The following is a 23,140-nucleotide window of genomic DNA, read 5'->3' as shown; positions in this document are numbered from 1 at the left end:
GCTGCATCACGCAGCGTCCCTTCTATTTTAGTTAGTTTTTATAAGATTTTGAGAGAATTGAAACTTCACAGCCTCAAGTTGTTTTAATAAAGCACACTAACTATTATGTTTAAAGCAAATGAAAATGTTATTTTAAAAGCAAATGAAAATATCTATTCACTGATTTCCAGACCCTTGTCCACCCGACGCAGGCTATCCATTACCTGCTTTTCATGAGACACGGGCACATCTCCCGAAAGAGCTACCGACGGTGCGGAAATCTGTTTACCGATAGTATCGGCTGCGGCCACCTCCTCTACATCCGAGAAAAATGAATGTTGCATCACATTCCCCATAGAAAGGACCACTGCCACTACTGCAGCGGCTTTGAACAACGGCATGAAACGTGCGGTCAATGTCATGCGCTTTGCCTTGACCACCGGAACTTCTACTTCGGCAAGCACCCGGGCATCAAAATCCTCACCCAAATGCACTTCCTGCTGAAGCTGCTGATATACGAACAAGTCCTTGTAGCGAAGCAAGTGTCCGGGAACATCGTTACCGCTAAAGAAAGCACGCAGGCATGCTTCCTCTTCCAAAGAAGTTTCGCACTGCCAGTAGCGTTCCAAGAGTTGTTCTATATATTTAGAGTCCATAACCTTCTATATCAATAAACGTTTGTTTTACTTTTTGCCGCGCCCTGAAGAGGTTCACTTTTACCTGCTCCTCGGTCAAGTTCAGGACCGCTGCTATTTCTTTATAGCTCTTACCTTCCACATCCCTAAGCTGCATAATCAACCGCTGTTTTTCGGGAAGCTTGCTCATCAACCGATGTATCAACGCCATCCGTTCCTTGTTCACCAGCTTTTCGTAAGGGCTCGATGCATCGGAGACTTGCTCCATTTCGGGGAGTAGCTCCACGGTACGGGAGTCTTTTCGCTCGCTACGGTCTATCGCCAGATTTCTTGCCACAGTCAAGCAATAGGCTTCAATAGAACCAAACTGCGACCACTCGTCACGCTTGTTCCAAACCCTTATCAGCGTTTCCTGCACAACGTCCTCTGCCTCTGCCCTATCAAACGTAATTCTTAAGGCTAACCGAAAAAGCTTATCCTTCAGCGGGAGAATGTCATTGCGAAAGCTGAGTTCTTGCATCTCTAATAAATTGACGGTTAAGTATTCAGAAAGTTACAGCCTATTGCCGTTTTTTTTGAATTATTTTCGGATACGGGTTCCACTGTTCCCGTCGATGGCTGATGCTAAAGTGATTACGACTTCGGACACACCCGCATTCAACGCCTCGAAAGAGTTCTCCAATTTTGGAATCATGCCACCTTGAATCACTCCATCGGCTACATATTGCTTGAATTCCTCCGGTGTTATCTGTGGAATCACGCTATCATCGTCGTTCTCGTCACGCAGCACCCCTTTCTTCTCAAAGCAGAATACCAAAGTAACATCGAACAAGCCCGCCAAAGCCTTGGCAGTCTCTCCGGCAATGGTGTCGGCATTCGTATTCAGCATGTGCCCCTCTCCATCGTGCGTCAGCGGAGCCATCACGGGAACCACACCCTTATGAATGAGGTCTGCCAAAAAAGCAGCATTCACCTGCTTCACATCGCCCACAAACCCATAGTCCACCTCCTTCACGGGACGCTTAACCGAACGGATTACATCCATATCGGCTCCCGTCAAGCCCAGTGCATTGACACCGCGCGCCTGCAAGCCAGCGACGATATTCTTATTCACCAGCCCGCCATACACCATTGTTACCACTTTCAGCGTTTCGGCATCAGTGATACGACGGCCATTCACCATTTTGCTTTCAATCCCCAGTTGGGCGGCGAGCCTCGTAGCTGAGCGTCCGCCTCCATGTACCAAGACCTTGTAGCCTTCGATGGCTGCAAAGTCATCCAATAACTTATAGAGGGTGGCTTCCTCTTCTACAATCTTGCCACCCACCTTTATTACAGTCAGTTTCTCCATTTTATTCCAAATAAGTATATCCGTACAGTCCGGAACGGTAATTAGACAAGAATTCCTTTCCTTCTTCCACAGAGATACGCCCTTCCTTGACGGATTGCGTCACCCAAGTTTCCAGCGTACGTACCAGTTTCTTAGGATTATATTGCACGTAGTCCAGCACCTCTGCCACCGTCTCTCCATCAATCAGTTGGTCAATGGTGTAGCCTTTGGAATTGACAGACACATGCACAGCATTCGTATCACCGAACAGATTGTGCATATCTCCCAGAATCTCCTGATAGGCCCCTACGAGGAAAACCGCCAGATAATAGTGCTCCTTGTCGCGCAACGAGTGCAGCGGCAGGGTCGTCGTATCGGCACGCGAGCTGACGAAATTAGCTATTTTACCGTCAGAGTCGCAAGTCATATCCTGCAAAGTAGCCTCGCGGTCGGGTCTTTCATCCAGCCGCTGTATGGGCATGATGGGGAACATCTGGTCGATGGCCCAGGAATCGGGCAATGACTGGAACAGCGAAAAATTACAGAAATACTTGTCGGCAAGCAGCTTGCTCAACTTGCGGAATTCCTCGGGGCAATGCTTCATGCCGCTGGCAATGGAGTTAATTTCGCGGCAGATACTCCAATAGAGTTTCTCTATCTGCGCGCGCGTATTCAAGTCGACGATGCCATGACTGAAAAGGTCGAGTGCCTCTTCGCGTATCTGCTGTGCATCGTGCCAGGGTTCCAGCATGCTGCGCTGACTCAGGTTGTCCCAGATGTCATACAGTTCCTTCACCAGTTCGTGGGCATCCTCTCCCGGTTCCCAGTCGTCATCCATTTCGGGCAGGGAAGCCGTTTCCAGTACTTCAAAGATAAGCACGGAGTGATGGGCAGTCAAGCTACGTCCCGTTTCGGTAATGATATTGGGATGAGGAAAGCCGTGTTTGTTGGCAGCATCAACAAATGTCGACACCACATCGTTGACATATTCCTGGATGGAATAGTTGACGGAGCTTTCGCTGCTTGAAGAACGTGTACCGTCATAATCAACTCCCATACCGCCACCGGTATCCACGAATTCGATGTTGAATCCCATCTTGTTCAGCTGCACAAAGAATTGCGAAGCTTCACGCAAGGCATTCTTGATGCGGCGTATCTTGGTTATCTGACTGCCGATATGGAAATGTATCAGCTTCAGACAGTCCTTCATGTCCTTTTTCTCCAGGAAGTCCAGCGCTTCAAGCAGTTCACTGGATGTCAGTCCGAACTTGCTGGCATCTCCCCCACTTTCTTCCCATTTGCCACTTCCACTGGAAGCCAATTTTATGCGAATTCCAATGTTGGGTTTCACTTTCAATTGCTTCGCCATCTTGGCAATAAGATTCAACTCATTAAGTTTCTCTACAACAAGAAAAATGCGTTTGCCCATTTTCTGCGCCAACAGTGCCAATTCAATGAAGCTCTCGTCCTTATATCCGTTACAGACCACGAGGGAGTCCGGGTCTGTATTGACCCCTATCACAGCATGCAACTCCGGCTTTGAACCCGCTTCCAGACCTAGATTGAACTTCTTCCCATGGTTAATCATCTCTTCCACCACAGGACGCATCTGATTCACTTTGATGGGATAGATAATAAAGTTCTCTCCTTTATACCCATACTCATCGGCGGCCTGTCTGAAGCAGCAGGACACCTTCTCGATTCGGTTGTCCAGAATATCGGGAAAACGCACCAATACCGGAGCCGCTACATCGCGCAACTGCAACTCGTCCACCAACTCTTTTAAATCGACGGCAACCCCATCCTTACGCGGTGTCACCACAACATGACCTTTGTCATTGATACTAAAGTACGAAGTGCCCCAACCAGTTATGTTGTACAGCTCTTCTGAATCTTCAATACGCCATTTTCTCATCAGTACATTTACTATTAGACTATTTACAATTTACTATTTTCCCACTATAGTGTGTTTTATAAAAGGGGCGACAAAAATACACATAAATCTAATACATCCAGCTCATCGGACTGAAAAATACACATTTACAAGGGATTAAAGTCCTAAAAGTTGGCGTAACCGTTGCACGGATTCGCTAATCTGGCTGCGACTCTCCAGATAACCGGCATCAAAGCGATAACGGGCCTGCGAGTAGAAAGGCGCACGCTTATCCAGCGCCTCCACAATGAAGGTGCGCAAATCTTCGTCCGTCTTGCCTTGCAGGATGGGGCGCTGCTGCTTCGCCACCCGGAGCCGGCGGAACAGAATATCGGGGTGTACATCCAGGAACACCGTCTGCCCGCAACCGTTCATATACTCCATATTGTCAAAAAAACAAGGAGTACCGCCACCGGTAGAAACCACGACATCCTCAAATTCCCCTACTTCATGCAGCATGTTTCGCTCCAATTCACGAAAAGAGGCTTCTCCCCGCTCGGTGAACAATTCACGGATTGATTTGTGAAAACGTTCTTCGATGTACCAGTCCAAATCAATGAACGGCACATTCATTTCGCGGGCAAAAGCCTTTCCTAAAGTAGTTTTACCGGCTCCCATGTAGCCGGTCAAGAAAATACGCATCATATCTGCTACGAGTTACAGGTTTCCTGCAAAGGTAGCAATTCCAAGCTGAAAACGCCTCTGTATCAGAGAAAAATTTTGATACGCTTGCTTAAATCTTCGAATTCCTTTTCTCCTGGTTCACCAGTGGGTGTACCGAAGGGCATCTGTGCAATCATCATCCAGTCGCCGGGCAGGTTCCAGGTGCGGCGTACCTCGTCGTCAATCAAGGGGTTATAGTGTTGCAGGGAGGCGCCCAACCCCATATCTTCCAGCATAGTCCAGATGGCAAACTGGTGCATAGCGGAGGTGTGCTGTGACCAAGTGGGGAAATTATCCTTATAGGAAGGGAATGCTTCCTGCAGCTTCTTGACTACAGAAGTGTCTTCAAAATAGAGCACAGTACCGTGTCCGCTGGCAAAGCAGCCGTCAATCTTGGCTTCCGTCTTGGCAAAAGCCTCGGCAGAGATGCGTGCTTTCAGGGTTTCCTTCACGATGTTCCACAATTTTTTATGTTCGTCGCCCAGCAACAATACAATTCTTGTAGACTGTGAATTGAAAGCTGACGGCACATTCTTTACGGCTTCACGAATAATGTGTACTATTTCTTCATCCAGTACTGGCGAATCGCTGCCGATAGAGTAATAACTACGGCGATGCGCCATGGCTTCTGCAAATGTTCTCTTCATTTTTTGTCCTTTCTTTTTTTATTGAGTCTTCTCTTCTTTATTTTATATCCGCCATACAAAGAAACAAATGAAAGAGTTAAGTTGTTCGGATTTTCTTTTTTACCTTTGTCCGCAGTTATGAAGAAAGAAAAATATTACGTCGTATGGGCGGGAGTCAGCCCGGGTATCTACACTTCCTGGACAGACTGCCAACTGCAGACCAAAGGCTACGAAGGAGCAAAATACAAGTCATTCGAATCACGCGAGGAAGCGGAAAAAGCCTTTGCCTCTTCGCCGTACGCGTACATCAAGCGGTCAGCCCCTTCTCCTGCCAAGACTATTCCCGGCGCCGACGCTCCCCTTCCCACCGCCGTCGCGGAAAACAGCCTTGCCGTAGACGCGGCTTGCAGCGGAAACCCCGGTGCCATGGAGTACCGGGGAGTACACGTCGCCAGCCGTCAGGAAATCTTCCACTTCGGGCCGATGTATGGAACCAACAATATCGGCGAATTCCTCGCCATTGTCCACGGACTTGCCTTGTTGAAACAGAAAGGTTTCGACATGCCCATCTACAGTGACAGCGTGAACGCCATCAACTGGATAAAACAGAAAAAATGCAAGACCAAACTGCCGCGCGACGCCAAGACCGAAGAGCTTTTCTGCCTGATAGAACGTGCGGAGAAGTGGTTGCGCGAAAACACCTACACCACCCGCATCCTAAAATGGGAGACAAAGCAATGGGGGGAAATTCCGGCCGACTTCGGAAGGAAGTAAAAAAACGCGGGCACCCCGGATTCTTCATCCGGTTGTGCCCGCGTCAAGAAAATGATGCGGCCGAGCTTATGAATGAATAGCCGCCATCATGTTTTATTTGCTATACGATGCCTTCACGAAAGGAGCATCAAGCAAGTAGTCAAGACTCTGCTTCACACTCTCTTCTACGGGGCAGCTGTATTTCTCAATCTCAGCTACGATGTGGCGCACGCCAGCAGTATCCGTATTCTTGAAGATAGCATCATAACCTACCATACCACTCTGCCCAATCTCGCGGTGATCCTTGATATGGAGCATGGTGAAGCGTCCGGGATACTTGTTGAAGTAATCCACCGGGCTGTTCTGGCCACGTACTACCCAGTAAACGTCCATCTGGAAGAATACATATTCGGGATTGGTGTGTTGCAGCATGTAGTCCAGCATCAGCTCCTTGTCTTCCACTTTCTGGAATTCATGGGCATGATTGTGGTAACCGTATTTCAGACCGGCAGCCTGGCAACGCTTGCCCACCTCATTGTAATAGTCGCAGTAGGTCTGCAAGTCTTTCAATGTCTTGGGAACGGAGAGATACGGAGTCACGATATACTCCATACCGGCCTCCTTATGGGCAGCAATGCACTGATCCCACCATTTCAAGGCTTCCGTAAAGTCGCCCGAAGCCAGTTCCTCGTCCGACAACCCGTGGGTAGTGTGCGAAGAAAGCACGGTCATACCGCTCTTTTCCACCATCTGCTTGAACTCCTGGGGAGTCTTGCCGTAGAACTTACCGTCATTGTAGTTGGCGGCCTCCACACTGGTATATCCCATATCAGCCAAGTCCTTCAAAATCTGGTCAAGGTTACTACCGTCTTTCACCAAGTCTCTCACAGAGTAGAGCTGTATGGCAACTTCCTTTTTCGTCGTTTCCGGCGTCGTTTCCCTACTCTGGCTGCTACAGCTTGTGGCCATCATGGATAAACACAGTGCTGACAAAATCATCATATGTTTGATTCTCATAGTACTATCTTTTTAGAAGGAATCAGTCGAGAACCTTTACACGGATGTTGCGGTACCAAACATCATCACCATGATCCTGTACACCGATAAAGCCTTCATGGTTTTCGCCACCACAGTTGTTCAACAGTTCAAAAGCCAAAGGCCATTTTTCTTCGCTGAACTTGCTGGCTTGGAGCATATCAGTCCACTGCTTGGTCCACAAGTGATACTCCAGTACATTTTCATCGTTCTGTCCGTGAACTACAGTGCCTTTGTATACCATAATCTTGGCCTTATTCCATTCACCGAAAGGTTTGGCGTTCTGCGGAACAGCAGGAATCATATCATACAAGGAAGCAGCCTGACGGTTGTTGTCCTTGCCCAGCTTGGCATCCGGATGATTGGCGTTGTCCAACACCTGGAATTCAGGAGCAGAGATATAGATGGGTTCCAGCACTTCGTTGCCGTCCTTATCCTTTGAAGTAACTTCCTGAGCCAGATAGAAGATACCGGAGTTACCACCTTTCGAAATTTTCCATTCCAGTTCCAACTCAAAATTCTTGAACTTATGGGCGAAAATCAAGTCACCACCTTCACCGGTCTGTCCTTCACCGGTACCGGTTCCACAGAATTTGAGGCAACCATCCTCAATAATCCACCTGGAAGGCACTTTATCCTTACCGTATCCACGCCATCCGTCCAGGCTCTTTCCATCAAAAATAGTAATATAACCGTCCGCATCAATCGGCAGATTCAGACTGTCCGTTTCAGGCGCTTTCAAAGACTTGGAGTAAGACACCGCAGTAGTAGTAGGAGCTGCGGCTTCTTCCGTAGCGTTCGATTTCTTTGCACCGCCACCGCAAGAGGCGAGCATACCTCCGATAAGGCAACAAGCCAAAGGATAATATATTTTCTTCATAATCTGAAAAATTAAATGATTAGTATTCGTTTATGAGCATCAGAAAACAAGTTCTGATGCCCCTTTTAATGTTTATCTGGGCATATCGGGCAACTTCCAGCCTTCGCGGTAGTTATGCTTGATGAGCTCTTCTGCAAAAGCTTTGGCATTTACCGGATCTGTCCATGTCTTGTCGAAGCTTGGATGGCCGTTGTGTATCTTGAAGCCGTCCTTGATGACTGTACGCAATGTCTCGTCGTCGCCAATATTGGTAAAGCGCATGTTGGCTCCGTCCCATTCCAGTGTCTTGTTCAGGCCCTGCAGACGGATGGCCAATACACCCATTGCCACCATTTCGTTCATCGGTCCTGCTTCGGAGAAGTCAGACTTAGGCATTACGCGGCTGGAAGGACTTTCCTTACAAGCACGTACCCAGTCCATCTCATGACCGCCATTCATAGCCTTCGGTACACGGCGGCAAACCTTCGGTGCATTGGGCACGCGGCCAGAAAGTAACCACGGGTTCTGTCCGTAGCAACCGCAAATCAGCGTATCCTTCGTTCCGTGGAAGATAGTCAGACCGCCACCGCTCTGCATCAGTTGCTTTCCTTCGGGGAAGCCTTTCGGACGGTCGGGCATCATGCCGCCATCATACCAGTGAACTTCCACTTCGGGCATAGCCACCTTCGGCATATTTTCACGTGCGGGGAAAGTCAGCTTCACGTGCTGTGCTTGCGGAGCGCAGGCATTGAGCAACAATGTAGACGAACCTTCTACCTTGGTAGGATACAACAACTTCAAAGCTCTGAACGGCTGGTGCAGGATGTGACAAGCCATATCGCCCAAAGCACCCGTACCATAATCCCACCATCCGCGCCAGTTCCAGGGATGATAGATTTCGTTATACGGATTCATCTTGGCAGGACCGGTGAACAAATCCCAGTTCAGAGTTTTGGGAATGCGGTCTTCCTTCTCGGGAACATTCAATCCTTGCGGCCAGATGGGCCGGTCGGTAGCACATTCCACCTTTGTCACGTCACCGATTTCGCCGTTCCATATCCACTCGCATACCAAGTCGGTACCTTCGTCCGAAGAACCCTGGTTACCCATCTGAGTAACTACTCCCGTAGAAGCGGCCAGGCGGGTAAGCAGACGGGACTCGTATACAGAGTGCGTCAACGGTTTCTGGCAATATACATGTTTGCCCATCGTCATGGCATCAGCAGTGATGATGGCATGTGTATGGTCGGCCGTAGCGATGATAACGGCATCGATATCCTTGCCCATCTCATCGTACATCTTACGATAATCCCAATACTTCTTCGCATTGGGAAGCTCATCGAACACACCTTTCGCGTAGCGCCAATCTACGTCACACAGCGCCACGATATTTTCCGTAGCCTTCACATGATTAATGTTAGTGTGTCCCATACCACCGATACCTACGGCAGCAATGTTCAAACGGTCACTGGGAGGTACGTGTCCGTGACTCTTACCCAAAATGCTGCTTGGAGCAATGGTAAGACCCGCCAAAGCTAAACCTCCGGTCTTAAGAAACTCTCTTCTTGTAAATTTCGACATGGTTCTTTAGATTTTAAAATCGGTTAATATAATTAAGTTTTAAAACACTTCTTATTACAATAGGCATCAGACTACCGTCTTCTTCGGACGGAGCAGTCCGTAACCTTCCTTCATATGCCTCCGGCGCTCCCTAATTTCCTCCAGCGTCTGCAAGTCGCCTATGACGGGCAGGTCGTGGCGGCGCGCATCCTCCAGGAAGGTCCATCCGTATTGGGAAGCAATGGCCGAGTCTCGCATCTGCGGCAATCTCGGATCGCGTTTCCCGCTCTCGATGGAGTCGGCCATAATATTGCATAGCTTATCCAGGTTCTTCCCGCCAAACGGCTTCTCCAGGCGAAGCGTACGGTTCACGCCGTGAAGCTCCACCACGGCAGTCCGGAAATCATGCGTCATGCGCACGATACCTTTTGTACCGATAATGTCCGTATATGCATTATGAGTCTGGTTTCTGGAGAGTTGTCCGTAGACGAATCCTTGTGTAACATCGAAGGCGATGCCGTTCTCGAACGTACCGTGGCACTGTACCCACCAAGGGTCCTTGTAGTCCCACATCCGCATGCCTTGCGCATGCCAGGTCTTGTATTCACTGTCGGCATACCAGCGGGCAATGTCTATGTAGTGCATGCCGCAGTCGTGGTAGGCGGGACCCTCATATTCGTGTCCCTCGCCCGGCGCCAATCCCGGAGTCATGTGGCAGATGCGCAAGATGGCCAGTTCGCCAATTTCGCCTTCATCGATAAACTGCTTCATAGCCTGGTGATACCAGGAGTTGCGCAGATAAAGGTTGACAGCAGCAATACGGTCATACTTTTCAATCAGATCCACAATTTCCCATTCCTTGTCAATGGTATCGGCAATGGGTTTCTCCGTCAGGATGTGCTTATGGCTTCGGACAGCTTTCTCTATTTGTTCTTTTCTGGAATTTGCCAATGCAAAAAGACCAACAGCTTCTACACTCTGGTCGTCAAAGATTTCTTGTTCATCAGATATGATTCTGGATGAAGGGGAAAGGTTTCTTGCCAATTCTCGGGAGTCCGGATCGGTATCGCAGATATATGCGATGTCCCATCGACCGCTTTTTTGCATTTCCTCCCAATACATTTGCCCCATTCTACCGAACCCTATCAAACCAACTTTTATTTTCATGGTAGGCGAATATTAAATATTTACAGTTATAGTATTATCGGGGTCAATTGAATTACATGATTAAGAGTACTTGGACTGATAGTCATAGTAGCTGTCGTCGTAGACGTTGGATATAATTTTTTCATGATATTTGCAATGTTTATGTATGTGTTCTTTGCAAAAATAGGATAATTAGTGATAGAATGGAAGCAAGCAGATATTAAAAAAGCGTAAAAGGCAAAAGAACGCCCTTTATTCATCATTGCCTAACAAGCCGTGAAACACTCTGCCGGCAGCCATCAACACCCACCTACATCATAGATTCTGCGTAAGAAGTATAGAAGAGAAAGAAGAATTAATATGCTGTTTGCAGGAAATTAACTTCCTATTTACAAAGTATCAACAAGAAGGGATACACGAAATCAACACATTGCCTTACAATGAATTAACTTCCTATTTTAGTCATAACAACATAGCACAAGCGGGTGGAAGCAAAGTACGCAGAATTTTATTTCTATGAGAGAGACTGCATATCATTCAGCCTCTTATAATAGCCGTTCTTCTCAAGGAGTTCCTCGTGCTTACCACGTTCCACGATTTCACCTTCATAAAGAACACAAATCTCATCCGCATTCTTGATGGTGGAAAGGCGGTGGGCGATGGCAATCGTGGTACGGGTCTTCATTAGCCGTTCCAGAGCCTCCTGCACCAGTCGTTCGCTTTCGGTATCGAGTGCGGAAGTAGCCTCATCGAGTATCAGGATGGGCGGATTCTTCAGGATGGCACGGGCAATACTGATGCGCTGGCGCTGTCCGCCGGAAAGCTTGCCGCCACGGTCGCCGATGTTGGTTTGATAACCGAGTTCGGTCTCCATGATGAAGTCGTGGGCATTGGCAATCTTTGCCGCTTCGATCACCTGCTCCATAGTTGCATTTTCCACACCGAAGGCAATGTTGTTGAAGAAGGTGTCATTGAACAGGATGGCCTCCTGGTTCACGTTTCCTATCAACGCACGCAAGTCGTGGATGCGAAAATTCTTAATATTCACACCGTCAATTGTAACCTCACCCAACTGCACATCGTGATAGCGCGGCAGCAAATCCACCAATGTCGACTTGCCGGAACCGGACTGGCCGACAAGTGCAATGGTCTGTCCTTTGGGCACCATCAGATTGACGTGCTTCAACACTTCGCGCTTGCCGTCGTAACTGAAGGAGAGGTCCTTAAATTCAATCCGGTCATTCATCCCGTGCAGCGGCAACGGGTTTACCGGTTCCTTAATGGGATTCTCGGCTTTCAGTATTTTGTCCACACGTTCCATGGATGCCAGACCCTTTGGAATGTTGTATCCTGCCTTTGCAAAGTCTTTCAACGGATTGATGATACTGTACAGAATCACCATATAGAAAATGAACGTTGAAGCTTCCATGGAAGTACCATCGCCCAAAATAAGCAGACCACCAAACCACAGAACCAATACAATGAGCAACGTACCGAGGAATTCGCTCATAGGATGTGCCAACGACTGACGGATGGCTACCTTGTTGGTGGCATCACGCAGCTCGTTGCTACATTGTTTGAAACGGTCCACCATCTTGTCTTCGGCTATGAAAGCCTTGATGATGCGCAGTCCGCCCAACGTCTCTTCCAGTTGCGACATCGTGTCGCTCCATTTCCCCTGGGCTTCCAGCGACTTGCGTTTCAGCTTCTTGCCGACCTTTCCCATCAGCCAGCCCATACCCGGCAATACCAGGACAGTAAACAAGGTCAGCTGCCAACTGGTTACAATCAAAGTGGAAAAATAAAGCAGAATCAGGATAGGATTCTTGAGCAACATATCCAGTGAACTGGTAATGGAGTTTTCAATTTCGCCTACGTCACCGCTCATACGTGCAATGATGTCCCCTTTTCTTTCTTCAGAGAAAAAACCAAGTGGCAAGTGCATCACTTTGGAATAGACCATCACACGGATATCGCGTACTACTCCCGTACGCAAAGGAACCATTATAGCAGAAGAACCGAAGTAGCAGGAGGTCTTCAGCATGGTCATGAAAGCAAGGAAGAGCCCCATGAACAGCAGTGTCATCTGCGGCCCGTGTGTCTCAATCATCTGGGTGACGTAGTAGTAGAAGTTGTTCACCGCCACTTCCTTCAAGCTGCCGTTTCCCCACTCCATGAAGTGATATACCTCGGTATTCGCCCCAGTCTTGAAAAGGATGTTAAGGATAGGAATTAACAATGTAAATGAAAAGACGTTGAATATAGCGGACAGCACATTGAGCACGATTGCCCAACCGATATATCTCTTGTAAGGCGACACAAAGCGCCGCATCAGTTGTAGGAATTCCTTCATTGATTGTAGTTAAGTGAATTATAAGGTTGCAAAGGTACAAGAATAAAATGAAAAACATCTAAGTTCGATGCTTATCTCTAAATATAAAACGACAGCGGACTATTAACTAATCCGCTGTCTACATAAAAAATCACTGACCATCAATAGTCATATATTCCTCACAAAATATATTTATGAAAGTGACTGCATATCATTCAGTTTCTTATAATATCCATTAAGAGCTATAAGCTCATCATGCGTTCCACGTTCCACAATTTCACCTTCATAAAGTACGCATATCTCATCTGCATTTTTGATTGTAGACAAACGGTGGGCAATGGCAATGGTAGTACGTGATTTCATCAAACGTTCCAAAGCTTCTTGCACCAAACGTTCACTCTCTGTATCAAGTGCAGAAGTGGCCTCATCCAAAATCAAAATAGGAGGATTCTTCAAAATCGCACGCGCTATACTGACACGTTGTCTTTGCCCACCAGACAAACGCCCACCACGGTCACCAATCATAGTATCATATCCTTTCTCAGTTTCCATAATAAAATCATGTGCATTAGCTATCTTTGCAGCTTCAACAACCTGCTCCATCGTAGCATTCTCGACACCAAATGTAATATTATTAAAAAAAGTATCATTAAACAGAATAGCTTCCTGATTCACATTGCCTATTAATGACCTTAAACTGCTTATGGAAACATCCTTCACATTCTTACCATCTATCAATAAGGCTCCTTCTGTGACATCATGATAACGAGGAACCAAATCTACTAAAGTGGATTTTCCTGATCCTGACTGTCCTACCAGAGCAATAGTCTTACCTTTATGAACCGTCAAATTAATATGTTTCAAAACTGGTCTTCCCTCTATATAACTGAAACTTACATCACGAAATTCCAATTTATTCTCAAAGCCATTTAATGATAAGGGCTGCATAGGATCTTTTATATGGCTCTCAGCCTTTAATATCATGTCAATACGTTCCATACTGCCAAGCCCTAAAGGTATATTATAAAAAGCCTTAGAGAACTCTTTTAAGGGATTAATGATACTATAAAGAATAACTAAATAGAAAATAAAAGTGGCTGCATCCATGGGAGAATAAGTATTACTCAAAATCAATGAACCACCAAACAGCAATACGATAACGATGATACAAGTACCCAAAAATTCACTCATCGGATGAGCTGAACTCTGACGGATTACCATTTCATTCACAGCATTTCTAAATTCATTATTGGTCTTTGCAAAACGCGCAGACATTTTCTTTTCTGCAAGAAAAGCTTTAATCACACGTAATCCTCCCAAGGTTTCGTCCAATTGAGACATTATATCTCCCCATTGGGCTTGTGCCGCTGATGATTGTCTTTTCAATTTACGGCTGATTATTCCCATGAGCCATCCAGCCAATGGAAGAATTATAAGGACAAACAAAGTCATCTCCCAACTTACAGTAAACAAAGTGACAAAGCAAACCAAAAGAGCTATCGGATTACGAATTAACATGTCAATGGAACTGGTTAAAGAATTCTCAACAACAGTAACATCCGCACTCATACGAGCAATAATATCCCCTTTACGCTCCTCAGAAAAGAAACTAAGAGGCAACTCCAATACTTTATTATATACTTGAATACGGATATCACGAACAATACCTGTACGAAGAGGGACCATAATTGCAGAAGAAGCGAAGTAACCTGCAGTCTTCAATAACGTCATAAAAACCAATATACATCCCATCATAACAAGTGTAAGAAAAGCGCCATGTTCCAAAACAAAATTACTGATCCAATAATAAGCATTATTAATAAGAACATCTTTGTCAAAGTTTCCCCAGTCCATGGGCATATATTCATACACTTTAGTGTCAATCTTAAACAATATGTTTAAAATAGGAATAATAGCCATAAAAGAAAAAACGTTCAGCCATTGAGAAAGGAAATTCAGTATCAATGCCCACGTTAAATACTTGCGATACGGCATGATATATCGCTTCATCAAAGAGAAAAACTGTTTTACCATAAGTTTTGATTATAATTAAATTGCTAAATTACACGAAAATACCTAAATACTCAAAATAAAAATTTTAAAAATTCAGAATATGAGAATAAATAGCCATACGCTGTTCTAACATCTTTTTCCAATCATATAAATCTTCTAATTTACGTTTAGCTTGTAAAACAAGTCTACACTGCATGTTACTATCATTAGCCAACCTAATAATCGCATCTGCAAAATCCATAGCTGTATCCGCCTTTAAACACTCTTCATTATCATTAAAACTAATCCCCTCTACTCCTTTAGAAGTAGTAACAAAAGGAATGCCCAAAGATACAGCATCTAATATTTTCATTCTCAACCCACTACCGATGCGTATAGGAACAAGAGCAATACTACCTTTAAGAAAATCACTCAAATCCTCCACATAACCTACAAATTTTATTTCTGGACAAACAGAAGAAAGTCTTACTATATGAGAGCAATCCCACCGTCCTGCAACCCTAAAATCAAAAGAGAATCCTTGCTTATGCAAATAAGGAGCCACCTCTTTGCAAAACCAAGTAATCGCATCTAAGTTCGGATAATGATCTCCACTTCCAACAAACGTTAATCTATGAGTAATTGCCGGAGTAAATTCTTCAATAGAAGTATCTGACATCTGCACCACCGCTGGAGAAGCATAAATACGTTCTTTACGACCAAGAAAATCAATCAGCAGTTGTCTGTCTACTTCAGTCAAAGCAATTACATGCTTATATTTTAGCAAGGCAGCTCGCTCATAGTCCTTTGCCACAGAGAAAAGCATGCGATCTTCATCTGTCATCTCTTCAAACAAAGACATTTCATTAGCATTACGGACATATCTTAATTCATGATGCACAAAAATCGTTTGTACATTTTCCGGCAATAAATATCCTACAGAAATCAATTCATAAAATTCAACCTGAATAATATCATATCCTTGCTTTATAACCTGACAAATATATTGAGCATATCCAGATTCAAGGGGCTCAAAAACCGATCTTAAAAGAGCAGAATTCTCGCGAACTGGATCTAAACCTGATTCCATATCTACCCCCATATTCACAATCTGCCTTCTCATTTTGCGCTCCACAGAAGCCTTCACTCTTTTCAAAACATTGTAATATAATGGATTAAGGACTTCAATATGTACAGATTTCTTTTTAGGCCATTTATATACAAAAAAATCTACATTTGCCCACAATTTTTTCAGGGCCACTATATTTTTATCATGTTCTTCGGATTTTGAGCAAAGCAAAATTGACACCGACATTCGATTACGGATATAATTAACCATATTAAAAAAGGCCTGATTACCTCCTGAATCTAAAGGATATGGAATATAGGGAATTATAAAAAGTATCTTTTTCATATTTTCTCAAAAACTCATTTTTTCAACAAATGGCGATACGCCACGTGTAAAGCGGCAACATAATCTATTTTACCAAGAGCATAACATAAACGGACAAGATCACACAAACTGAAGTTACCACGAACTGAGCAAGACAAAATCGTATGAGTATAAGCTTCTAAAGCTTTTCTCAATCTAGCATCTCTAAGATTGCAAGGATAATGTCTGTTTATCCAATTAAAAAAAAGGCCTGTTGCTCTAAGCTTTTCCTTATCAAAACCTACAGAATTACTAATATTCTCACCTTCTACATTTCGCCAACACACAGCCCTCCCAGGTAGAGAAATAATTCCTTCTGTTAAATCGGCAAAACTTGCCCAAGTAGCATCATCCGAACACCATGCAAACGGAAACTTCACAAAACCTTTTATTTGTTTCCAAACATCACGGCTAAAAACATACTCACAAGCAGCCGAACTAATCTTTCCTGATAACTTATCCAATAAAAACTCATATCCAGAAATCCGTTCCGTTTCAAAAGGAGGATTCTGATATTTCATGTTACCACAAGCATCTATTACCATTAAAGGGAAACGCATACACACCAGCTTATCTCCATATTTCCCAACAGCCTGCATTACTCTTTTAACCCCATCAAACGGCATTATATCATCATCAGAAAAAAGCCAAACCAACGGCTCATTGGATAAAGCAATACATCTATCCCACTGCCCAGGCAAATCTACGCCTCCAAGATTCGTACTAAACCGATGGTAAACAATATCTAACTTCTCATCATAATCATGGACAAGCCCTTCTATATTCTCCGGACTCGCATCATCACCCACATATACAATAAATTCTGAACTATTCTGCTTAAGTATTGAATCCAGAGTTTCTCTCAAAAAACGAGCTTTATAAGCAGGTATAATTATTGCCAGTTTTTTCTCCATCTTTAGTTATAACAATTAATCATATAAAGCAGTCAAAATGCTTCTATCATAGGCTTACTACTACAACTTCATTCCTTTGGCAAAGTATTCAAGGCTTCATTATACACACCAATATACCGTTCTGCAGTATGAGTAATATTCATTTTTTTAGTAACCTCACTAGTCCGCCTCTTCAACTGCATGTACTTTTCATTATCTGTAGCCAAAAGCAAAATAATCTGCGCCAATTCATCAACTGGTATTTCACCCTCCCTAAGTTTAAATAACATACCAGCCATATTACCAGCTTCATCAGCCAACATATTACGAACTTCTCCTATATCACTCGCCACGACTGGAGAACCACTCATCAAACTTTCTATCACAACTAAAGGGAAACTCTCACCCTTGAACCGAGAAGGTAACAATCCCACATCAGACATAGCAAAATAATTCCTGACATCACTTTTGCGTCCCAGCAAATGAATATAAGAAGGAAGGTTTTTACCTTTTAAAAAGTCATAACATTCTCCTTCCCCAATCAATATCAAATGAATCGGTCGCTCTGACTTCCTCCTTGCTATTTTTACAGCCTCTATCGCTTCTATCCAGCCTTTCTCAAAAATAGCTCTACTAACCAATGTCAAACAAAAAGCATTTTCTTCAATACCCAACTCAAGTCTTTTGTGGGGAACAATAGGTATTTGCGGAAGCCCATTTCCTATTTTCCGAAATTGCAAGTTTTGAAATAGGCCCTTAAACGGAAGCAAGTTTTTATCAGCAATATATACAAAACAAGAACAGCTTGGGATCACAAACTCCAATATTCCATCCAAGTTCTTTTTAGAAATAGCTTCATACATACCATGAAGTGTAATAATATGCTTACAAGCACCTTCCTTATTCCTTATAACGCGAGCTACAAAGTAATCCACAGTCCCTTCATGAGTATGAACGATCTCCGTTCCAAGAGCAGAAATTACACCATTAAAGAATTTAACGTCACTAAGTTCGATTAATGGTATATCTCTATCCAGTTTTTTCCTGATTCCTTCGTCATAATTTGCTCTTCTAAAATCAACAAAAGTTACTGCTATCCCCTGCTTTTTCAATTCATTTGCCAAATAAATGGGAAATACCTCTCCCCCACCTTGAATTAAAGAATAGCCGCAAATAGCAACATTCGGACGCCGACATTTTGCACACTCTTTTATCTGATTAAGATCGTATATTCTCTCAACCTCCTCTACCTTGTTTTCATGTTTTCTATCTATACAATGCCGTACTAAGTTATTCTTAACAGTATCAAAAATCGATAAATCTACTGCATAGTTCTGGGCTACAAAACAAGAAACACGAAAAGTTTCAATATAATAATCCAATGTATCTTGAACTTTCAATGAAGTACTATTCTCATGTATTCTATAATAATTGGTCACTTTATTAGTATAGCTGACAGCTCCTCCTCGAATCAACCATAGATAAAATAACCAATCACCACATAAGGACATATCTTTCCAGATAGCAGTAATCTCATCAGGTATAGTACCCACATTTCTAAAAACCGCACTACTGACATTTGGGACTACATTTTTAATCCCAAAAGCCTTATTCACAAGCATGTGAGCCGACATAACAAAAGGAGCATTCCAAGATATTGACGAATCCTTTAGATATCTCTCTATTGACCATATTTTTTTACCATCTTTCATGAATACACTCCTTGCAAAGGAAAGCATTACCGATTGGTGGCGCAACCCTAAAAGTACTTCTTTTAAAAAACCTTTATCACAATAATCATCACTTTCAGCTATCCATATATACTCTCCTTTGGCCAAACTCAATCCCTTATTCCATTGAGCAAAAACTTTTCCCGAATTCTTCTCATTGACTATTAAACGGGTTTTTTGTGGATATTTCTGAGCATATTCAGTCAATATTTCAACACTATTATCAGAAGATGCATCATCCAATAGAATTACCTCAAACTTTTTATACGTTTGGCTATAAATTGAATCCAAACGTTCTCTTAAATATAGAGCATGATTATAATTTGGAACAATAATACTAACTAAAGGTAAACTATCCTGATCCAAAGGAATATCAAGAACATCAAAACAACGATTATTCACTTTAAACAATAGTTCTTTTTCTGAAACTTTCCTAGTAAAATGAAGGAATTTTAAATATGTAAAATTAACTTCATCATAAGAAATCACCTTTTTAAGCAAAGTTACTTTCAGTATTCTATATTTTTCAATAGTGTATATACCATTTCCACGAATCTTCTTCTCATATATAAATGACAAAAATTTACGTCTCCAAAAGGTAATCTTATTTCCATTCATAACAGTCAAATTTTATATAGTCTATTTATGTCACAATACTTAAATTATACCACAATCCGGTTCCTTAAGTTTCTTCTCAATGCACTTTCCCCAGCCTACCGAATGAAACTTTACATCCTCATGAACAAAAACAGAAAGGGATAATGTGCCCGAGAAGCTCCTCATTATACGCACGTGCTATCGGCCATTGTTTTTCACGATTATCAATAGCAATGATTTCATAATCAACACCAATAGTATCATGAATATTCCGGGTTACTTGCTCCAAACGTTCGGGAGATACCGAACAAATTATGATTGAAAGCATAATCTGATGCTATTAGTTTGTATTATTTTGCAATATCTCATCATAAACAGCCAGTCTTCTCTCCAACATTTCCTGAGGATTATAAAGTTCACGCAAACGCTTCAATGCTTGCGTCGCCAGCCTGACTTGCAATTTTTTATCCGCCTCCAAACGAATGACTGCTGCTGCAAAATCAGTTGCGCTATCAGCAATCAAACACTCTTCATTGTGACGTAGGTCAATTCCCTCAACTCCTTTTGTCGTAGTTACAAAAGAAGCCATAGAGGAAACCGCATCCAATATTTTCATCCTCATACCACTACCAATACGAATTGGCACCAGAACGATGCTTCCATTCAAGTATTCCCGCAAATCCTCCACATAACCCACTAACTCCATTTCCGGACATACTGCCTGAAGACTTTTCACGTAACGGCTCTTCCATGTCCCAATCACTTGAAAAACAAATTTAAACCCCTGAGCACGCAAACAAGGGGCTACTTCATGACAAAACCAATCTACTGCATCCTGGTTCGGGTAATGATTTTCACTTCCAACAAATGTCAGACGAACAGAGGCCGGCTTCACAATTCTGTCATAAACAGACTCTATCTGTACCACTGCCGGAGAAACATAAATATTGCATTCTTGTCCAACCAAGTCTGCCAACAATAAACGGTCAATATCCGTCAATGCAATTACATGTTTATATTGACGTAAAGCGGCTTTCTCCATATCCTTAGCAATGCCATAGAGCATCTTGTCTTCATCTGTTACATGAGTAAGGCATTCCATTTCATTTTCATTACGTATATACCTCAGTTCATGATGCACAAACACTGTTTGTACATCTTTTGGCAATAGATACCCCAAGGTTATCAATGGATAGAACTCAACCTGAATAATATCAAATCCACGACGTGAGATGTCAGACACATACTCTACGTATGCCTTGGGAAAAGGTTTAAAACAAGAATTCTTCAACGTCATATTCTTATACGGATGCTCTTGCTGAAAAGAATACAGTTGCCGTTGCATCTTGCGGGAAATGGATTCAGACATCTTTTTTAACCAACGGTAATATCGGGGGCAACGAGTCTTAGGTTCTGCATCTTCTTCCCTAAAAAGATAGAAATCAACATTTGTCCATAAAGCCCTTAAACTTTCGACATCATTCATCTCCTTATTTCCCGGCGAAAGCAACAAAGACACAGACATTTTGTGCCGGATATATTCCACCATATTGAAAAAGGCCTGATTACCTCCAGCAGTCAACGGATAAGGCACACAAGGAAGTATAAAAAGAATTTTCTTCATTATCTCTTTCGATTTCTAAGTTTCAACTTACACATGCGGAATGCCACACTTAATGATACAGAAGGGCAAATATACCATAAACTACGACAAATACCCATAAGATCATGTAATTTATAACGATCTTGCAAACTGTAATGCAATATCGTATGGGCATATTTCTTTATCGCATGCTGTAGTTTTCTATCTTGAAGTCTGTCCGAGTAAAAAACTGAAACCCATTTTATAAATTGCCTTGTAGCTACTATCTTCTCTTCATCATAATTGAAGGAACAACTTATATTCTCGCCCATCACATTTCGCCAACAAACCGGCTTACCAGGCAAAGGAATCATTCCACCTGCATTTTCACCTATGCTTGTCCACGTTGCATCGTCTGAACACCACGCCAATGGAAACTTCACAAAACCGCCTATCCGTTCATATATATCACGAGTAAAAACATATTCACAAGCAGCCGAATAAATTCTTCCTTCCAATTTATCCAACAAAAACTGATAGCCCGAAACCGGATATTCCTGCAATGAAGGATTTTTATGTATTATCTTGCCATTTTCATCTATCACAGCAAGGGGAAAACGGAACATCCCATGCCTCGTACCATAGCATTCTAATGCTTTTATTATACGCTCTACCCCGTCCTGCGGCATCAAATCATCATCTGAAAAGAACCAAATAACCGGTTCTTTTGCAAGTGCTATACAACGGTCCCAATGCCCCGGCAAATCCACTCCACCCAGATTAGTATCAAAACGTCGATAGACAATATTCATTTTATCCGCATAATCAGAAACAATTTCCTTCAGATTCTGAGGACTTGCATCATCACCTATGTAAACAGTAAAACTCCGACAAGTCTGTACGACAATAGAATCCAAAGTCTGCCGGAGGAAGCGGCACTTATATGCCGGAATAACAATTGCTATCTTTTCTTCCATAGAAATCATCCCTCTACAACATTCTTTTTTATCACTTCCAGATAACGTTTTCCATAATGTAAATCCGGTTCCAGATAGTTCCCTTCAGCCCACTCATTCCATGATTTTACAAATGCAAGCCGATGGTCTAAAGGCTTATTCTCAATACGCTTTATCGCTTCTTTCATATGTCGGGCAAAATAAGAAGGTTCAGCGTGATTCAAGACCAACGATTTACCACGGGAACGTGGAGAATGATCCCAGTTAGGAATGATGGTAGGTATAATATTCTCTTCATATTCTTCATCACCCACAAAGAAAGAACTGGCCTTCTTATACTCCACAACCTTAGGAATACGAAATATTTTATGTTTCCATTTCGCATATTTATAAGTCAGAGCAGCTTTCTTCTCAAAGTCAAACAAGCGTACAACATTAATAGCATCAAACCCCATTTTCATAAGTCTCTCTTTTTCTTCTTTCAAATGATAGGTTTGTCCTATGAAATAAACCCCCTTCAAGCCATTCTGCACAGCTAAAGTACGCCAGAGTTCAATGAACTCTTTCATCTCCGGATGATCCAAAGGATGATAAACCATAAACAACGGTTTCTCATCCACTGTAATATAGCGATGGTCTTTAAAAGCAGGTAATACCTCGTGGAAATGAGCTATATAATCTTGTTCTCCCGGATAAAGCTGATTTATCAAAGTATCTTTGCTCTTTATGCCGTGATAAAAGCCCCTCCATGACTCATTAGCCCAAGCCAGACAAAAAGGAAAATCCGGTTCATCAGAAGACAATACTTCATTAAACGGACGCTCTAAGAGTCTCTTTCCATTTCCAAACCAATAATGCCAGTAACAAAAGCCTTCGATACCATATTCTTTTGCCATATCAGCTTGCGCTTTACGTGTTTCCGGCACTCGCAAATCATAATATCCCAAATCTGCCGGCACCTTAGGTTGATAATGTCCAGGAAACAATGGACGTGCCTTTCCTACATTAGTCCATTCCGTAAAACCTTTCATCCACCATCTGTCGTTTTCTGGTATTGGATGAAATTGAGGTAGATAAAAAGCTATAACCCTTGCTTTATTCATTATT

At 43.2% G+C, this 23,140-nt stretch carries 19 protein-coding genes and 1 pseudogene; 1 reads left to right on the top strand and 19 read right to left on the bottom strand.

Going from position 1 to position 23,140, the window contains the following annotated elements:
- Positions 1–152: 152 nt before the first annotated feature.
- The 6 genes from ITJ87_RS05055 to ITJ87_RS05030 all read right to left on the bottom strand — a co-directional run bounded on the left by ITJ87_RS05055 (position 153) and on the right by ITJ87_RS05030 (position 5,187).
- A complete protein-coding gene (locus ITJ87_RS05055; RefSeq protein WP_117599796.1) occupies positions 153–635 on the bottom strand; it encodes a hypothetical protein in 483 nt (160 codons plus the stop codon).
- Entirely contained in the window at positions 625–1,134 is a 510-nt protein-coding gene (locus ITJ87_RS05050; protein ID WP_117599797.1) for an RNA polymerase sigma factor, read from the bottom strand. The genes ITJ87_RS05055 and ITJ87_RS05050 overlap by 11 nt, the downstream gene beginning before the upstream one ends.
- A gap of 60 nt (positions 1,135–1,194) precedes the next feature.
- Positions 1,195–1,965 (bottom strand): acetylglutamate kinase, encoded by a 771-nt coding sequence (gene argB, locus ITJ87_RS05045; RefSeq protein WP_117964277.1) that lies wholly within the window; start codon positions 1,963–1,965, stop codon positions 1,195–1,197.
- A gap of 1 nt (position 1,966) precedes the next feature.
- A complete protein-coding gene (speA, locus tag ITJ87_RS05040) occupies positions 1,967–3,859 on the bottom strand; it encodes a biosynthetic arginine decarboxylase (protein ID WP_117599799.1) in 1,893 nt (630 codons plus the stop codon).
- 135 nt (positions 3,860–3,994) lie between these two features.
- On the bottom strand, positions 3,995–4,522 hold the full coding sequence (locus tag ITJ87_RS05035; protein ID WP_117599800.1) for a shikimate kinase: 528 nt from the start codon (positions 4,520–4,522) through the stop codon (positions 3,995–3,997).
- Between the two features lie 62 nt (positions 4,523–4,584).
- The gene (locus tag ITJ87_RS05030; RefSeq protein ID WP_117964278.1) at positions 4,585–5,187 is read right to left on the bottom strand and encodes a nitroreductase family protein; all 603 of its coding nucleotides are present in this window, start codon (positions 5,185–5,187) and stop codon (positions 4,585–4,587) included.
- Positions 5,188–5,304: 117 nt separating this feature from the next.
- Here ITJ87_RS05030 and ITJ87_RS05025 point away from each other — a divergent pair, with 117 nt between their 5' ends.
- Positions 5,305–5,940: a viroplasmin family protein gene (locus ITJ87_RS05025; protein WP_057281933.1), complete on the top strand. Its 636-nt coding sequence runs from the start codon at positions 5,305–5,307 to the stop codon at positions 5,938–5,940.
- A 93-nt stretch (positions 5,941–6,033) separates the two neighbouring features.
- On the opposite strand, the gene ITJ87_RS05020 is transcribed toward ITJ87_RS05025, so the two are convergent.
- From ITJ87_RS05020 to ITJ87_RS04960, 13 genes and pseudogenes are all read right to left on the bottom strand, one after another.
- On the bottom strand, positions 6,034–6,936 hold the full coding sequence (locus tag ITJ87_RS05020) for a sugar phosphate isomerase/epimerase (protein ID WP_117599802.1): 903 nt from the start codon (positions 6,934–6,936) through the stop codon (positions 6,034–6,036).
- A gap of 22 nt (positions 6,937–6,958) precedes the next feature.
- Positions 6,959–7,834 (bottom strand): DUF1080 domain-containing protein, encoded by an 876-nt coding sequence (locus ITJ87_RS05015; protein ID WP_117599803.1) that lies wholly within the window; start codon positions 7,832–7,834, stop codon positions 6,959–6,961.
- Positions 7,835–7,906: 72 nt separating this feature from the next.
- Positions 7,907–9,394 (bottom strand): Gfo/Idh/MocA family protein, encoded by a 1,488-nt coding sequence (locus ITJ87_RS05010; protein WP_005825899.1) that lies wholly within the window; start codon positions 9,392–9,394, stop codon positions 7,907–7,909.
- Positions 9,395–9,460: 66 nt separating this feature from the next.
- A complete protein-coding gene (locus ITJ87_RS05005; RefSeq protein WP_117964279.1) occupies positions 9,461–10,540 on the bottom strand; it encodes a Gfo/Idh/MocA family protein in 1,080 nt (359 codons plus the stop codon).
- A gap of 493 nt (positions 10,541–11,033) precedes the next feature.
- Complete coding sequence (locus ITJ87_RS05000; RefSeq protein WP_117964280.1) at positions 11,034–12,872, bottom strand: ABC transporter ATP-binding protein; 1,839 nt, start codon at positions 12,870–12,872, stop codon at positions 11,034–11,036.
- 171 nt (positions 12,873–13,043) lie between these two features.
- Positions 13,044–14,885 (bottom strand): ABC transporter ATP-binding protein, encoded by a 1,842-nt coding sequence (locus tag ITJ87_RS04995; protein WP_117599806.1) that lies wholly within the window; start codon positions 14,883–14,885, stop codon positions 13,044–13,046.
- A gap of 64 nt (positions 14,886–14,949) precedes the next feature.
- Positions 14,950–16,257 (bottom strand): glycosyltransferase, encoded by a 1,308-nt coding sequence (locus ITJ87_RS04990; RefSeq protein ID WP_117964281.1) that lies wholly within the window; start codon positions 16,255–16,257, stop codon positions 14,950–14,952.
- A gap of 14 nt (positions 16,258–16,271) precedes the next feature.
- Entirely contained in the window at positions 16,272–17,189 is a 918-nt protein-coding gene (locus ITJ87_RS04985; RefSeq protein ID WP_117964282.1) for a glycosyltransferase, read from the bottom strand.
- Positions 17,190–17,257: 68 nt separating this feature from the next.
- Complete coding sequence (locus tag ITJ87_RS04980) at positions 17,258–19,516, bottom strand: glycosyltransferase (protein ID WP_117964283.1); 2,259 nt, start codon at positions 19,514–19,516, stop codon at positions 17,258–17,260.
- A gap of 42 nt (positions 19,517–19,558) precedes the next feature.
- Positions 19,559–19,823 (bottom strand): annotated as a pseudogene (locus ITJ87_RS04975) (glycosyltransferase); the annotation flags it as partial.
- 12 nt (positions 19,824–19,835) lie between these two features.
- A complete protein-coding gene (locus ITJ87_RS04970; RefSeq protein ID WP_117964284.1) occupies positions 19,836–21,119 on the bottom strand; it encodes a glycosyltransferase family 4 protein in 1,284 nt (427 codons plus the stop codon).
- On the bottom strand, positions 21,119–22,063 hold the full coding sequence (locus ITJ87_RS04965) for a glycosyltransferase family 2 protein (protein ID WP_117599810.1): 945 nt from the start codon (positions 22,061–22,063) through the stop codon (positions 21,119–21,121). Before ITJ87_RS04965 ends, ITJ87_RS04970 begins: the two co-directional genes overlap by 1 nt.
- Positions 22,060–23,136: a glycoside hydrolase family 99-like domain-containing protein gene (locus ITJ87_RS04960; RefSeq protein ID WP_005825939.1), complete on the bottom strand. Its 1,077-nt coding sequence runs from the start codon at positions 23,134–23,136 to the stop codon at positions 22,060–22,062. Before ITJ87_RS04960 ends, ITJ87_RS04965 begins: the two co-directional genes overlap by 4 nt.
- Between the last annotated feature and the right edge of the window lie 4 nt (positions 23,137–23,140).

Origin of the sequence: Bacteroides sp. HF-162, assembly GCF_015679285.1 — a bacterium.
In the GTDB taxonomy this organism is placed as follows: Bacteria; Bacteroidota; Bacteroidia; order Bacteroidales; family Bacteroidaceae; genus Bacteroides; species Bacteroides uniformis.
Note: the sequence above shows the minus strand (reverse complement) of the source record. Positions and strands in the feature narration are given on the sequence as shown.

Bases quoted from the DNA above. Each gene is read 5' to 3' on its own strand.
- ITJ87_RS04995 (WP_117599806.1), bottom strand. From the start codon at position 14,885: ATGGTAAAACAGTTTTTCTCTTTGATGAAGCGATATATCATGCCGTAT.
- ITJ87_RS05010 (WP_005825899.1), bottom strand. From the start codon at position 9,394: ATGTCGAAATTTACAAGAAGAGAGTTTCTTAAGACCGGAGGTTTAGCT.
- argB (WP_117964277.1), bottom strand. From the start codon at position 1,965: ATGGAGAAACTGACTGTAATAAAGGTGGGTGGCAAGATTGTAGAAGAG.
- ITJ87_RS05050 (WP_117599797.1), bottom strand. From the start codon at position 1,134: ATGCAAGAACTCAGCTTTCGCAATGACATTCTCCCGCTGAAGGATAAG.
- speA (WP_117599799.1), bottom strand. From the start codon at position 3,859: ATGAGAAAATGGCGTATTGAAGATTCAGAAGAGCTGTACAACATAACT.
- ITJ87_RS04965 (WP_117599810.1), bottom strand. From the start codon at position 22,063: ATGATTTCTATGGAAGAAAAGATAGCAATTGTTATTCCGGCATATAAG.
- ITJ87_RS05005 (WP_117964279.1), bottom strand. From the start codon at position 10,540: ATGAAAATAAAAGTTGGTTTGATAGGGTTCGGTAGAATGGGGCAAATG.
- ITJ87_RS04960 (WP_005825939.1), bottom strand. From the start codon at position 23,136: ATGAATAAAGCAAGGGTTATAGCTTTTTATCTACCTCAATTTCATCCA.
- ITJ87_RS05000 (WP_117964280.1), bottom strand. From the start codon at position 12,872: ATGAAGGAATTCCTACAACTGATGCGGCGCTTTGTGTCGCCTTACAAG.
- ITJ87_RS05015 (WP_117599803.1), bottom strand. From the start codon at position 7,834: ATGAAGAAAATATATTATCCTTTGGCTTGTTGCCTTATCGGAGGTATG.
- ITJ87_RS05025 (WP_057281933.1), top strand. From the start codon at position 5,305: ATGAAGAAAGAAAAATATTACGTCGTATGGGCGGGAGTCAGCCCGGGT.
- ITJ87_RS05030 (WP_117964278.1), bottom strand. From the start codon at position 5,187: ATGAAGAGAACATTTGCAGAAGCCATGGCGCATCGCCGTAGTTATTAC.
- ITJ87_RS04970 (WP_117964284.1), bottom strand. From the start codon at position 21,119: ATGAAGAAAATTCTTTTTATACTTCCTTGTGTGCCTTATCCGTTGACT.
- ITJ87_RS05035 (WP_117599800.1), bottom strand. From the start codon at position 4,522: ATGATGCGTATTTTCTTGACCGGCTACATGGGAGCCGGTAAAACTACT.
- ITJ87_RS04990 (WP_117964281.1), bottom strand. From the start codon at position 16,257: ATGAAAAAGATACTTTTTATAATTCCCTATATTCCATATCCTTTAGAT.
- ITJ87_RS05020 (WP_117599802.1), bottom strand. From the start codon at position 6,936: ATGAGAATCAAACATATGATGATTTTGTCAGCACTGTGTTTATCCATG.
- ITJ87_RS05055 (WP_117599796.1), bottom strand. From the start codon at position 635: ATGGACTCTAAATATATAGAACAACTCTTGGAACGCTACTGGCAGTGC.
- ITJ87_RS04985 (WP_117964282.1), bottom strand. From the start codon at position 17,189: ATGGAGAAAAAACTGGCAATAATTATACCTGCTTATAAAGCTCGTTTT.
- ITJ87_RS04980 (WP_117964283.1), bottom strand. From the start codon at position 19,516: ATGAATGGAAATAAGATTACCTTTTGGAGACGTAAATTTTTGTCATTT.